The sequence below is a fragment of the Paraburkholderia sp. MM5496-R1 genome (assembly GCF_050436205.1).
GTDB classification, from domain to species: domain Bacteria; phylum Pseudomonadota; class Gammaproteobacteria; order Burkholderiales; family Burkholderiaceae; genus Paraburkholderia; species Paraburkholderia tuberum.
This window is the reverse complement of sequence record NZ_JBNDLT010000003.1, coordinates 390,436-404,932: the sequence shown is the minus strand read 5'-3', so window position 1 is coordinate 404,932 and position 14,497 is coordinate 390,436. Positions and strand designations below refer to the sequence as shown.

At 63.8% G+C, this 14,497-nt stretch carries 8 protein-coding genes and 1 pseudogene; 5 read left to right on the top strand and 4 right to left on the bottom strand.

The annotated features are described in order from the left end of the window. Positions 1-79 precede the first annotated feature (79 nt). Together OKW38_RS28060 and OKW38_RS28055 are read left to right on the top strand one after the other, a co-directional pair. Positions 80-4,918 (top strand): NAD-glutamate dehydrogenase, encoded by a 4,839-nt coding sequence (locus OKW38_RS28060; protein WP_429364174.1) that lies wholly within the window; start codon positions 80-82, stop codon positions 4,916-4,918. A gap of 172 nt (positions 4,919-5,090) precedes the next feature. Further along, complete coding sequence (locus OKW38_RS28055) at positions 5,091-5,996, top strand: cation diffusion facilitator family transporter (RefSeq protein WP_090807058.1); 906 nt, start codon at positions 5,091-5,093, stop codon at positions 5,994-5,996. Between the two features lie 139 nt (positions 5,997-6,135). On the opposite strand, the gene OKW38_RS28050 is transcribed toward OKW38_RS28055, so the two are convergent. From OKW38_RS28050 to OKW38_RS28035, 4 genes are all read right to left on the bottom strand, one after another. Then, complete coding sequence (locus OKW38_RS28050) at positions 6,136-7,116, bottom strand: aldo/keto reductase (protein WP_018423448.1); 981 nt, start codon at positions 7,114-7,116, stop codon at positions 6,136-6,138. Positions 7,117-7,296: 180 nt separating this feature from the next. After that, positions 7,297-7,434: a hypothetical protein gene (locus OKW38_RS28045; protein ID WP_018423447.1), complete on the bottom strand. Its 138-nt coding sequence runs from the start codon at positions 7,432-7,434 to the stop codon at positions 7,297-7,299. A gap of 14 nt (positions 7,435-7,448) precedes the next feature. Beyond that, the gene (locus OKW38_RS28040) at positions 7,449-7,754 is read right to left on the bottom strand and encodes a DUF4148 domain-containing protein (protein ID WP_429364172.1); all 306 of its coding nucleotides are present in this window, start codon (positions 7,752-7,754) and stop codon (positions 7,449-7,451) included. 211 nt (positions 7,755-7,965) lie between these two features. Continuing rightward, on the bottom strand, positions 7,966-8,970 hold the full coding sequence (locus tag OKW38_RS28035; protein ID WP_018423444.1) for a LysR family transcriptional regulator: 1,005 nt from the start codon (positions 8,968-8,970) through the stop codon (positions 7,966-7,968). A gap of 175 nt (positions 8,971-9,145) precedes the next feature. Between OKW38_RS28035 and OKW38_RS28030 the strand changes: the two genes are divergently transcribed. From OKW38_RS28030 to OKW38_RS28020, 3 genes and pseudogenes are all read left to right on the top strand, one after another. Continuing rightward, the gene (locus tag OKW38_RS28030; protein ID WP_429364170.1) at positions 9,146-10,012 is read left to right on the top strand and encodes an alpha/beta hydrolase; all 867 of its coding nucleotides are present in this window, start codon (positions 9,146-9,148) and stop codon (positions 10,010-10,012) included. A gap of 34 nt (positions 10,013-10,046) precedes the next feature. Then, a complete protein-coding gene (locus tag OKW38_RS28025; protein WP_429364168.1) occupies positions 10,047-11,267 on the top strand; it encodes an efflux RND transporter periplasmic adaptor subunit in 1,221 nt (406 codons plus the stop codon). A gap of 43 nt (positions 11,268-11,310) precedes the next feature. Continuing rightward, positions 11,311-14,497, top strand: a pseudogene (locus OKW38_RS28020) (efflux RND transporter permease subunit).

Sequence of the window (14,497 nt, the reverse complement as noted above, 5' to 3'; positions counted from 1 at the left end):
GCAGGCGCATAATTCCAAGTCAGACGTTGCCTGCGAATCACGCGATACTCACCATTGCCGCCAGCCGGGGGAGTCGATCATGCAAGCAAAGAACGAAGAAGCCGTCACACACCTGCTGAACGATGTTGTCGAATTTGCGCGGGGGCGGTTGCCGGAGCCGGCCTTCAATATCGTCGAACCCTTCCTGCGGCATTACTACGATTTCGTCGACGCGGGCGATCTGCAAAGCCGCTCGATCGCCGATCTGTACGGCGCGGCGCTGGCCCACTGGCAGACCGCGCAGCGCTTCGTGCCGGGCGAGCAGCGGCTGCGCGTGTATAACCCGATCCTCGAACAGCATGGCTGGCATTCCGATCACACGGTGATCGAAATCGTCAACGACGACATGCCGTTCCTCGTCGATTCGGTCGCGATGTCGGTCAACCGGCATCGGCTCGCGCTGCATTCGGTCGTCCATCCGGTATTTCGGGTCTGGCGCGCGCCGGACGGCAGCATCGCGCGCGTGAGCCAAGGTGCCGAAGAAGCCGGCGATACGCGCTCGCATCTGACCTCGTGCATCCATTTCGAGGTCGATCGTTGTGGCGATGCCGCAAAACTCGACGCGTTGCGCGACGACATCGCGCGCGTGCTCGGCGACGTGCGCGCGGCGGTCGAGGATTGGCCGAAGATCATCGAACGCGCGAAGCAGACCATTCAAGATATGAAGGTGCGCGAAACCGGTCCCGAGGGCGTCGAAGCGCGCGCGTTCGTCGAATGGATGGTCGCCGATCATTTCACGTTCCTCGGCCACCGTGATTACGAACTGGTGCAGCACGGCGGCGGCTTCGGTTTGCGGGCGGTCGCGGGCTCCGGTCTCGGCATTCTGCGCGATGCGCAGCAGCCGGGCGGCGCGGCGGAAGTCACGCCGTTGCCGCCGGCGGCCACGGAGATCATCTCCGGGTCGTCGCCGATCTTTCTGACTAAGGCCAATTCGCGCGCCACGGTGCACCGGCCCGGCTATCTCGACTATGTCGGCATCAAGCTGAGCGGCGCCGATGGCAAGGTGACGGGCGAGCGGCGCTTCATCGGCCTGTATACGTCGACCGCTTATTTCGTGTCGGCTGCGGAGATTCCGATTGTGAGGCGCAAATGCGCAAATATCGTCAGACGCGCCGCATTCCTGCCGAAAGGTCATCTGGCGAAATCGCTGGTGACGGTGCTCGAGACCTATCCGCGCGACGAATTGTTCCAGGCCGACGAGGACCAGCTATACGACACCGCCCTCGGCGTGCTGCATTTGCAGGAGCATCAGCGCACGCGGCTGTTCGTGCGGCGCGATCGCTTCGATCGCTTCGTATCGTGCCTCGTGTTCGTGTCGCGCGACAAGTACAACACCGATCTGCGGCAGCGCATCGCGAACCTGCTCGCCGACGCATTCAATGGCGAGAACGTCGAATTCACGCCGCTGCTGTCGGAGTCGACGCTCGCGCGAATTCATTTCGTCGTCCATGCCAAAGCGGGCGGCATGCCGAGCGTCGACACGCGCGAGCTCGAAGCGCGCCTCGTGCAGGTCGCGCGACGCTGGCAGGACGATCTGGCCGACGCATTGCTCGACGCGTACGGAGAAGAGCAGGGCAACCGTTTGCTGCAGCACTACGCCGATTCGTTCCCGGCCGGCTATCGCGACGACTATCCGGCGCGCACGGCCGTGCGCGATATCGAACTGATCGAGCGCGTGCAGGGCAGCGAGCGGCTTGCGATGAACCTGTACAGGCCGATCGAATCGGGACCGCGCGCGTTCCGTTTCAAGGTGTATCGCGCGGGGCTGCCGATCGCACTGTCGCGCAGCTTGCCGATGCTCGAACATCTGGGCGTGCGCGTCGACGAAGAGCGGCCTCATCTGATCGAGGCGCCCGGCGCGATGCCCGCGTGGATCCACGACTTCGGCCTCGAACTCGCGGACGATACCGAGTTCGACATCGAGCGGGTCAAGGATCTGTTCGAACAGGCGTTCGAGCAGGTGTGGACCGGCACGATCGAAAGCGACGACTTCAACCGCCTCGTGCTGCGCGCGCAGCTCAATGCACGCGAGGTGACGATTCTGCGCGCTTACGCGAAGTATTTGCGGCAAGTCGGTTCGACGTTCAGCGACGCGTATATCGAACGCGCGGTGACCGGCAATCCGGCGATTGCGCGCATGCTCGTCGACCTGTTCATCGCGCGCTTCGATCCGGCGCTCGGCGCGGTACGCGAGGCCCGCGTCAACGCTTGTCTGGAGACGATCGACAGCGCGCTCGACCAGGTGCCTAATCTCGACGAAGACCGCATCCTGCGGCAGTTCCTCGGCGTGATCAAGGCGACCAAGCGCACCAACTACTACCGCCATGACGCTCTGGGCCAACCGAAGCCGTATCTGTCGTTCAAGTTCGATCCCGCCCAGGTGCCCGGCTTGCCCGAGCCGAAACCGATGTTCGAGATCTGGGTCTATTCGCCGCGCGTCGAGGGCGTCCATCTGCGAGGCGGGCGCGTCGCGCGCGGCGGCCTGCGCTGGTCTGATCGGCGCGAGGATTTCCGCACGGAAGTGCTCGGCCTGATGAAGGCGCAGATGGTGAAGAACGTGGTGATCGTGCCGGTCGGCTCGAAGGGCGGCTTCGTCGTCAAGAATCCGCCGCCGCAGGGCGAGCGCGATGCGTGGATGCGCGAAGGCGTCGCGTGCTATCAGACCTTCCTGCGCGGCTTGCTCGACGTGACCGACAATCTGGCGAGCACCAACGTCGTGCCACCGCCTGACGTGGTGCGCCACGATCCCGACGACCCGTATCTGGTCGTCGCCGCCGACAAGGGCACGGCCACGTTTTCCGACTACGCGAATGCAATCTCGCAGGAATACGGTTTCTGGCTCGACGACGCGTTCGCGTCGGGCGGCTCGGTCGGCTATGACCACAAGAAGATGGGCATCACCGCGCGCGGCGCGTGGGAGTCGGTCAAGCGGCACTTCCGCGAAATCGGCGTCGACACGCAGAGCGAGGACTTCACGGTGGTCGGTGTCGGCGACATGTCGGGCGACGTGTTCGGCAACGGCATGCTGCTGTCGCCGCATATCAAGCTGCTCGCCGCGTTCGATCACCGCCATATCTTTCTCGATCCGAATCCCGATCCCGCGGCGAGCATGGCGGAGCGCGCGCGGCTCTTCATGCTCGACCGTTCGAGCTGGGCCGATTACGATCCGTCGCTGATCTCCGCCGGCGGCGGCGTGTTCCCGCGCAGCGCGAAGACGATTCCGCTGTCGACGGCGGTGCAGGTGGCGCTCGGGATCAGCGCGGCGGCGCTCTCGCCGGCCGAGCTGATGCGCGTGATTCTGCAGGCGCCGGTCGATCTGCTTTACAACGGCGGCATCGGCACCTATGCGAAGGCGAGCCGCGAGACCAATCAGCAGGCGGGCGATCGCGCGAACGACGCGATCCGCGTGAACGGCGCGGATCTGCGCTGCAAGGTCGTGGCCGAAGGGGGCAATCTCGGCTTGACGCAACTCGGGCGCATCGAGTTCGCGCAGCGCGGCGGCCGCATCAATACCGATGCGATCGATAATTCGGCCGGTGTCGATTGCTCCGATCACGAGGTCAACATCAAGATTCTGCTGGGCCTCGTCGTCGCCGACGGCGAGATGACGGAGAAGCAGCGCAATGCGTTGCTTGCCGAGATGACCGACGAAGTCGGTCTGCTCGTGCTGACGGACAACTACTATCAGACCCAGGCTTTGTCGATCGCGGGCCGTTTTGGCGTGGAGCTGCTCGATGCCGAAGCGCGCCTGATGCGCTATCTGGAGAAGGCGGGGCGGCTCAATCGCGTGATCGAGTTTCTGCCCACCGACGAGGACATCGCCGAGCGCGCGGCCGCGAAGCAGGGACTGACGACACCCGAGCGCGCGGTGCTGCTCGCGTACAGCAAGATGTGGCTCTATGACGCGCTGCTCGAATCGTCGATGCCGGAAGACCCGCTCGTCAGCGATATGTTGATCGAGTACTTTCCGAAACCTCTGCAGCAGCGTTTCCGCGAACCGATGCAGCGCCATCCGCTGCGCCGTGAAATCCTCGCGACGCATCTGACCAATGCGCTCGTGAATCGCGTCGGCTGCGAGTTCGTGCATCGGCTGATGGAGGAGACCGATGCACAGCCCGGCGACATCGTGCGCGCGTGCATCATGGCGCGCGACGTGTTCGATCTCGATCAGATCTGGCGCAGCATCGACGCGCTCGACAACCGCGTTCCCGACGACGTGCAGGCACGCATGTTCGCGGAGGTCGCGCGGCTCGTCGAACGTTCGGCGCTGTGGTTCCTGCGGCATCTGCAAACGGGCGCGGCCGGCGACGACGTGACCGGCCTGCTCGCGCGCTGTCGCGACGCCGCGCAGCGTCTCGCGCCACAATGGCCGGCGCTGTTGCCTGGCGCGGACCTCGAAGCGTTGTCGGAGCGGCAACGGGTGTTCGTCGATGCGGGTGTCGATAGCGATCTCGCGGTGCGGATCGCGAGCGGCGAGGTGTCGGCCGCTCTGCTCGATATCGCCGAAGTCGCGTCGACGTGCGGGCGCAATCTCGAACAGGTCGCGGGCGTCTACTTCGCGCTCGGCACGCTGCTGAATTACAGCTGGATCAGCGAGCGCGCCGCCTCGTTGCCGGCGCCGACGCATTGGGACATGCTCGCGCGCGCATCGGCGCTCGCCGAACTCGCACGGCTCAAGCGCGCGCTGACCACGAGCGCATTGGCCGGCGCGACCGATGCGTCGACGCCCGATTCGCTGGTGCAAGCGTGGCGCGACAAACGCGCGGCACAGCTCGAGCGTTATACGCGTCTGCTGACCGATCTGCGCGCGACGGGCGGCGCGAGTCTTTCGGTGCTGCTGGTTGTCGTACGGGAGATGGCGGCGCTCGAGAGGGCGTGAGCCGCACGAATGGTGCGAAGGACGCCTGGGGAACTGGCGGCACGACGGCACATCAGGTCCGATTCCTGCGACCGGGTGTGTCGTTGTCATCCATAATATCGAGTACTTGCCGATCACTTCGCTCGTGCAATACCCAACAATACCCAGCCCACTCACCGACCCCCGCCAGCAGATGAAAGAAGAATCGCCGAAAGCCATTTTCTACGCACTCGCCGCCAACTTCGGCATCGCCGTCTGCAAGTTCGCCGCGGCGGCGTTCACCGGCTCCGGATCGATGTTCGCCGAAGCGATTCACTCCACCGCCGACTGCGGCAATCAACTGCTGCTGCTATTCGGACTGCGCGAAGCGCGCAAGCCGGTGAGCCCTTTGCATCCGATGGGCAGCGGCCGCGAAATCAACTTCTATTCGCTGCTGGTTGCGTTGCTGCTGTTTTTCGTTGGCGGTGCGTTTTCGGTGTATGAGGGCGTGCATCGACTGATTGCGCGCGAGCCGTTGCAATATGCGTTCGTCGCGTTGGCGGTGCTCGGTGTGTCGGTGGTGCTCGAATCGCTATCGTTGTGGGGCGCGGTCAAGGAGATTCGCAAGACGCATCCGGATAAAAATTTGTGGCACTGGTTTCGCGAGACGCGCGAATCGGATCTGCTGGTCGTGGCCGGCGAAGATATCGCCGCGCTATTCGGTCTCGCGATCGCCTTCGTCGCGGTGCTATCGACGATGGTGACCGGCAGCCCCGTGTATGACGCGCTCGGCTCGGTGGGGATCGGTTTTCTGCTGATGACGATCGCGTGGCTTGTCGCGCGGGAAGTGAAGTCGATGCTCGTCGGCGAATCGGCGAGCCCGGAAGTGCGCAGCGCCATCGACGCGCATCTGCGCGCGCGTCCCGAGATTCGCGGCATCATCAACCTGATCACGCTGCAGTGGGGGCGTCACGTGGTGGTGGCGGTGCAGGCGGAAATGATCGACTACGCGAGCGGCCGCGCGATGGTCGATGCGATCAACGTCATCGAGGCCGATCTGCAGGCCACGTTTCCTCAGGTGCGCTGGGTGTTCTTTGAACCGGATGTGCCGCGCAATTAAAGAAGACTTCTCCACTCGGGCATGAATCGGGTCCATGAACCCCGCGAGCGAGAGGAGGCGAGCGGAGGCGAAGCGACGTGCGCTGCAATCGCGGGTCATTCCGCCCGTCCCGACTGGATGCCAGTACGCTTCACAGCGTTTATTTGAACCCCGCCACCGCATGCGGCACATACAGTTCTTCGAGCCGGCGAACTTCGTCGTCACTGAGCTTCAACGAGAGCGCCGCAACCGCATCGTCGAGATGATGCAGTTTGGTAGCACCAACAATCGGCGCGGTAATCGGCTTCTTCTGCAGCACCCACGCTAGCGCAACCTGCGCGCGCGGCACGCCGCGCTCTTTCGCGATCTCGCTGACCCGCTCGACGATGCGCCGATCCGCTTCCTGCGTGTGCGCGTACAGCGTGCGGCCGAATTCATCGGTTTCCGAGCGCGCGCTTTCGGTGTCCCAGTCGCGCGTCAAGCGTCCGCGGGCAAGCGGACTCCACGGAATCACGCCGATGCCTTCGCTTTCGCACAGCGGCAGCATTTCGCGCTCTTCCTCGCGGTACAGCAGATTCACGTAGTTCTGCATCGTCACGAAGCGCGTCCAGCCATTGCGCTCGGCCACCTGCAGCGCCTTGGCAAACTGCCATGCGTACATCGACGACGCGCCGAGATAGCGCGCCTTGCCGGCTTTCACGACGTCGTGCAGCGCTTCCATCGTTTCTTCGATCGGCGTGCCGTAGTCCCAGCGATGGATCTGATACAGGTCGACATAGTCGGTACCGAGCCGCCGCAGGCTGTTATCGATCTCCGCCATGATCGCCTTGCGCGACAGCCCCGCGCCGTTCGGGCCCGGATGCATGCGGCTATTGACCTTGGTGGCTAGCACGATCTCATCGCGCTTCGCAAAGTCCTTCAGCGCACGGCCGACGATTTCCTCGCTGGTGCCGTCCGAATAGACGTTGGCCGTGTCGAAGAAGTTGATGCCGTGATCGAGCGCCTGCTTGATGAAAGGCCGCGCGGCTTCGTCGTCGAGCGACCAGGGGTGCGTGCCGCGCGAGGGTACGCCATAACTCATACAGCCGAGACAGAGACGCGATACATCGAGGCCGGTGCGGCCGAGTTTCACATAATCCATCGTGTTGCTCCTATAGTGAAGCGCACAAACCCGCTGCGAGGGAAGGAAGTTCGATTATAGGGAAACGACGGCAAGCGCGTCGTCACGGGCCGCACCGCTTTCGATCGCTTCAATGCAAATGCGCCCGCGAAGCCACTTCGCGGGCGCATGAAGCCGAGTGCCGTGAACGACAGCCAACGCTCAATGCTGTACCGGGCGATACGGCGTCCACACGGGCGTGTCGGTATTCCAGTTGTCGAGTTCCGATGGTGTCATGATGTGCTCCTCGATGAAGAGGCGCGCAGTTTTGCGCCGCAAGCGCGCCGGGTTCTGAATCAACTTCTTCTAACTCGTTACTGGCCCTCCGCAACGCGCGTCACTTCGCCGTTCGTTCCTTCCTGCAACGCGATGCGCGCGGCTTGCGTCTGGCCGATCAGGCCTTTGTCCGGATACGAGGTGCGATTCAGTGAGGGCAGCGAGCCGTCGCGATACGCGGCGACCAGTTCGGCCTTGACCTCGGCGCGTGTCTTCGTGCTCGCGCTCGGCGACGGTTGCGTGTCATACGTTCCCGCGCGGCCGATACCGCCGCCGCCTTGCGCAAATGCCGGAACGCTGACGAGCAGTGACAGAGCGAGGCCTGCCAACAGATTGCGTTTCATGATTCACTCCTGTCGATTCATTGGCAGCGCGATGGCGCCGCGACAGGGTGAAATGTAGACGTCGACGCGGTATGGATAAATCGCGGTTTTGCGAAATGAATTGTCGCGATTCAGGAACAATCGCGAGCGAGGCTTCATCGGGGCCGTGCGATTGCACGGTTGCCGCGGCATTGGCGCCGCGGCTGGAATTCACTGTTTCACTTCCCGTACTTCATGCGACCCATTCGGTCATCACCGGCGTGTCGAGTGCCGGCGCGGACTCGCGCTGCTCGAATGTGCGCTTCGTGCAGGTGGCGTCGAGAGTGCCGCGTCCGCTCAGCAATGGGCAACGATCGAACAGCTCCGCGATCCAGTCTACGAAAACGCGGACTTTCGGCGACAGATGACGACTGTGCGGATAGACTGCCGAAATCGGCATCGGCAAGGGTTTCAAGTCCGGCAGTACTTCGACGAGCTGACCCGAGCCCAGATGCGGCAGCACCATGAAGCGCGCCGGCTGAATCAGGCCGAAGCCTTCGAGTCCGCAGGTCACGTAGGCATCCGCGTCGTTGACCGACACGATGCTTTTCATCTTCACTTCCACTTCGTTGCCGTTCACCAGGAACGCCCAGTCGAGCGTGCGTCCCGTGCGGCTCGAGAAGTAGTTGACGGCTTTGTGATTGTCGAGATCTTCGAGCGAAGCGGGCACGCCCGCGCGCTTGATGTAGTCGGGCGACGCGCAGGTCACGCCCTCGAACAGACCGATGCGGCGCGCGACCAGCGACGAATCCTGCAACGCGCCGACACGCACCACGCAATCGACACCTTCTTGCAGCAGATCGACGGGCCGGTCGGTCAGGCCCAGTTGCAGATCGATGTCCGGATAGCGCGTGTGGAATTCGCACAGCGACGGAATGACGAGCAGACGGCCAATCGAGCCCGGCATGTCGATGCGTAGCTTGCCGTGCGGCTTCTTGTTGCCGCTCTGGAAACTCGCCTCGGTCTCTTCGACATCCGCGAGGATGCGCACGCAGCGCTCGTAGTACGCGGCGCCATCGGGCGTCAGCGACAGACGGCGGGTGGTCCGGTGCATCAGCCGCGTGCCGAGAAACGCTTCGAGGTTCTGAATAATCGTAGTAACCGATGCGCGCGGCAGGTCGAGCGTTTCCGCTGCGCGGGTAAAGCTGTTGGTGTCGACGACGCGCGTGAACACTTGCATGGCCTGAAGCCGGTCCATTGCAAACCTCCAGAAGGGGCTGGTGCACAGGCGGGAATGGAGTCCGCGAAAACAATCACATCGGGATTGTTCAAAGGCACCGAATTGTGTTGCCGGATTATAGGCATTTATTTGCGAGTCTGCCGAACCCACAATTCGCACCATTGAAGTTCTATGCGCATTTGCGCGGCTCGACATGGATGCATTCAAATCGCCGTACCCGCCTTTTTCCACCGGCGTTTCCGCCGAAGACACTGGCGCTGAGGCCAATGACCCGACACTTGAAGTCACCGACGTGGATATCGATGGGTACGCTCAACCCATTACGTTGCGGCTGTATCGGCTGACGAAAAAAACCGCGTTGCCGGTACTGCTTTATTTTCACGGCGGCGGTTTTACGAAGGGTTCGATCGAGTGCGCGGACTTCGCCGCGCGGTATTTCGCAGAACATTTACCGGCGCTCGTGGTGTCGGTCGGCTATTCGCTCGCGCCGCGGTTTCCGTTTCCAGCCGCGCCGGAAGACGCGCATCGCGCGGCGCTGTGGGTGCAGACGCGGGCGCGGGCGTTTGGTGGCAATAGCAGAAAGATCGGCGTGGCGGGCCATGACGCGGGCGGCCAACTCGCCAATTGTCTCGCGTTCATCGCGCGCGATCGTGGCGACGTGCCGATCAGCGCGCAGGCGCTGTTCGGCCCTATGCTGGATCCGAGCCTGACGCGGCTCGGCGACGAGCGGCGGCTCGGTTCCGACATCACCGCGCGCGAGTGCGCCGCGTGTTATCGCGCGTATCTGCCGCAAGCGTCTCAGCGCATGCATCCGTATGCGGCGCCGCTCGAATCGTCGCGGCTCGCCGGCTTGCCGGCCACGCTGATCGCGACCGCGCAGAACGACGTGCTGCACGTCGAGGCCGAGAAGTATGCAAGCAATCTGATCGACGCGGGCGTGCAGACCCAGGTGGTGCGCTTTCCGAGCGTGTCGCACGCGGCGCTCGCCGATCATCCGCCCGCTTTGCAGGAAGCGGTGCGCTTTTTCCAGTGGCGCTTCGACGCGCGCGCTCATCGATAAACAGAAATTCAATCAACGATACCGGGAGCTACACATGACTATCCTTCCTCTTTCCCGCCGCCGCGTGGCGTTAGCCGCCGTGGTCGTCGTCGTACTTGCCGGGCTTGGCACGTTCGGCGCGATTCGTGTCGATGCGAGCTCGCCGGCCGCACCCACCATCGTGCCGGAAGTGGACGTGGCGACCGTCGTGCAGAAGACGATCACCGACTGGCAGTCCTATTCGGGCCGTCTCGAAGCCGTGCAGAAAGTGGACGTGCGTTCGCAGGTGCCGGGCACGATCGTGTCAGTGAACTTCAAGGACGGCGCGCTCGTGAAGCAGGGCGACACGCTGTTCGTGATCGATCCGCGTCCGTACGCGGCCGAAGTCGATCGCGCGCAAGCGCAACTCGCGGCCGCGCAGGCACGCACCGGCTACACGCAAAGCGACTGGGAACGCGCGCAACGGCTGATCGTCGACAACGCGATCGCCAAACGCGACTACGACGAGAAGCAGAACGCCGCGCGCGAGGCGAGCGCGAACCTGAAGGCCGCGCAAGCCGCGCTGGAAACCGCGCGCATCAATCTCGGCTACACGAAGATCGTCGCGCCGGTGTCGGGCCGCGTGTCGCGCGCGGAGATCACGGTCGGCAACGTGGTGTCGGCGGGCGCCAGTTCGGTGCCGCTGACGACGCTCGTCTCGGTGTCGCCGATCTACGCGTCGTTCGACGCGGACGAGCAGACCTACTTGCAATACCTGAGCCGCGCGAAGGACGGCAGCAAGGTGCCGGTCGAACTCGGTCTCGCCGATGAATCCGGCTACTCGCGCAGCGGCACGATCGAGTCGGTCGACAACCGGCTCGACACGTCGTCGGGCACGATCCGCGTGCGCGCGAGGTTCGACAACGCGGACGGCGCGCTGATTCCGGGCCTCTACGCGCGCCTCAAGGTGGGGGGCAGCGCACCGCATCCGGCGCTGTTGATCGACGATGCCGCGGTCGGCACCGACCAGGACAAGAAGTTCGTGCTGGTCGTCGATCAGGGCAACCACGTCGTTTATCGCGGGATCACGACGGGTTCGATGCAAGGCAATCTGCGCGTCGTCAAGGACGGTTTGAAGCCGGGCGATCGGATCGTCGTCAACGGCGTTCAGCGTGTGCGTCCCGGCGATACGGTCCGAGCGCACATGGTGCCGATGACGACCGACGACGACCCGAACAGCGCAGCGCTCGCGCAGTCGCGTGCCAAGGCCGAGGCCGGCGCGAAAGGCAATTCGTGAGCCGCATGCTCCAACGCGCATGCTCCAACGTTAAGAGCTTCCAATGAACATATCCAAATTCTTCATCGATCGCCCGATCTTCGCAGGCGTGCTATCGGTATTGATCCTGCTCGGGGGCATCATCTCGCTGTTCAAGCTGCCCATTTCCGAGTATCCGGAAGTGGTGCCGCCTTCGGTGGTGGTGCACGCGCAGTATCCGGGCGCGAATCCGAAGGTGATCGCCGAGGCGGTCGCCGCGCCGCTCGAAGAGCAGATCAATGGTGTCGAGAACATGTTGTACATGCAGTCGCAGGCCAATAGCGACGGCAATCTGACGCTGACCGTCACGTTCAAGCTCGGCACCAATCCCGACCTCGCGACGCAGCTCGTGCAGAACCGCGTCAATCAGGCGCTGCCGCGTCTGCCGGATGACGTGCAGCGGCTCGGCGTGACGACGATCAAGAGTTCGCCGACGCTGACGATGGTCGTGCACCTGATCTCGCCGAACGATCGCTACGACATGACGTATCTGCGCAATTACGCGCTGCTCAACGTGAAGGATCGGCTCGCGCGGATTCAGGGGGTCGGCGAAGTGCAACTGTGGGGCTCGGGCGATTACGCAATGCGTATCTGGCTCGACCCGCAGAAAGTCGCGCAGCGCGGTCTCACGGCGACCGAAGTCGTCAACGCGATCCGCGAGCAGAACATCCAGGTCGCGGCCGGTGTGATCGGTGCGTCGCCGTCGGTGCCGGGCACGCAGTTGCAGTTGTCGGTGAATGCGCGCGGCCGTTTGAAGACCGAGGGCGAATTCGGCGACATCATCGTGAAGACCGCGCCCGACGGCGGCGTGACCTATCTGCGCGATATCGCCCGGATCGAGCTCGCGGCGTCGGAATATGGCCTGCGTTCGCTGCTCGACAACAAGCCCGCGGTTGCGCTCGCGATCAACCAGGCGCCGGGTGCGAACTCGCTCGCGATTTCAGAGCAGGTGCGCGCGGCGATGAAGGAACTCGCCGAAGACATGCCGGCCGGCGTCGAATACCGGATCGTCTACGACCCGACGCAGTTCGTGCGTTCGAGTATCGAGGCGGTGATCCATACGCTGCTCGAAGCGATCGCGCTGGTCGTGATCGTCGTGATCGTGTTCCTGCAGACGTGGCGCGCGTCGATCATTCCGTTGATCGCGGTGCCGGTGTCGATCGTCGGCACGTTCTCGCTGCTGCTTGCGTTCGGCTTCTCGATCAACGCGTTGTCGCTGTTCGGCATGGTGCTCGCGATCGGCATCGTGGTCGACGATGCGATCGTCGTGGTGGAGAACGTCGAGCGCAACATCGGAAGCGGGCTCAGTGCGCGCGAGGCGACCTACAAGGCGATGCGCGAAGTGAGCGGGCCGATCATCGCGATTGCGCTGACGCTCGTCGCCGTGTTCGTGCCGCTCGCGTTCATGACGGGTCTCACGGGCCAGTTCTACAAGCAGTTCGCGATGACCATCGCGATCTCGACGGTGATTTCGGCGTTCAATTCGCTGACGCTGTCGCCGGCGTTGTCCGCGCTGCTGCTGCGCAGCCACGGCGAGAAGGAAGACTGGCTGACGCGTCTGATGAACCGTGTGCTCGGCGGCTTCTTCAAGCGTTTCAACAAGGTCTTTCATCGTGGTTCGGAAGCCTACGGCCGCGGCGTGACCGGCGTGCTGCGTCGCAAGGGCGCGATGCTCGCGGTGTACGCGATCCTCGTCGGTGCAACCGTATTGATGGCGCGGGTCGTGCCGGGCGGCTTCGTGCCCGCGCAGGACAAGGAGTATCTGATCGCGTTCGCGCAGTTGCCGAACGGTGCGTCGCTCGATCGCACGGAGAGGGTGATCCGCGATATGAGCGCGATCGCGCTGAAGCAGCCGGGCGTGGAAAGCGCGGTGGCCTTCCCTGGTCTGTCGGTGAATGGCTTCACGAATAGTTCGAGCGCGGGCATCGTGTTCGTCACGCTGAAGCCGTTCAAGGAGCGCGGCAACAAGAAGCTTTCGGCAGGCGCGATTGCCGGTGCGCTGAACCAGCAGTACGGCGCGATCAAGGACTCGTTCGTCGCGGTGTTCCCGCCGCCGCCGGTGCTCGGGCTCGGCACGCTCGGCGGCTTCAAGATGCAGCTCGAAGATCACGGCGCGCTCGGTTACGCGGAACTCAACAAGGCTGCCGAAGCATTCGTGAAGCGCGCGGCGCAAACGCCCGAACTTGGGCCGACCTTCTCCAGCTATCAGATCAACGTGCCGCAACTGAACGTCGATCTCGATCGCGTGAAGGCGAAGCAGCTCGGCGTGTCGGTCACGGACGTGTTCGACACGATGCAGATCTATCTGGGCTCGCTGTACGTGAACGACTTCAACCGCTTCGGTCGCGTGTATCAGGTGCGCGTGCAGGCGGATGCGCCGTTCCGTCAACGCGCCGACGACATCCTGCAACTGAAGACGCGCAACGCGGCGGGCGAGATGGTGCCGTTGTCGTCGCTCGTCACGGTGACGCCGACCTACGGACCGGAGATGGTGGTGCGCTACAACGGCTACACGGCCGCCGACATCAACGGCGGCCCGGCGCCCGGCTTTTCGTCGGGACAGGCGCAGGCCGCGGCCGAACGCGTGGCCGCCGAGGTGCTGCCGCGCGGCGTGAAGCTCGAGTGGACCGACCTCACGTATCAGCAGATCCTCGCCGGCAATGCGGGCATGTGGGTGTTCCCGATCAGCGTGCTGCTGGTGTTCCTCGTGCTCGCCGCGCTGTACGAAAGCCTGACGCTGCCGCTCGCCGTCATCCTGATCGTGCCGATGAGCGTGCTGTCCGCGCTGACCGGCGTGTGGCTCACCGGCGGCGACAACAACATCTTCACGCAGATCGGTTTGATGGTACTGGTGGGCTTGTCCGCGAAGAACGCGATCCTGATCGTCGAGTTTGCGCGTGAGCTCGAACACGACGGACGCAGTCCGCTGCAGGCCGCGATCGAAGCGAGCCGTCTGCGTCTGCGGCCGATTCTGATGACGTCGATCGCCTTCATCATGGGCGTGGTGCCGCTGGTGTTGTCGAGCGGCGCGGGCTCGGAGATGCGTCACGCGATGGGCGTCGCGGTGTTCTTCGGCATGCTCGGCGTCACGCTGTTCGGCCTGATGCTGACGCCGGTGTTCTATGTGGTGCTGCGTTCGCTCGCGGGCGGGGACGATTCACGTCGCGCAGAAGGATGCGCCGCGCTACGGCGCGCCCGTTACGGACGCCTGA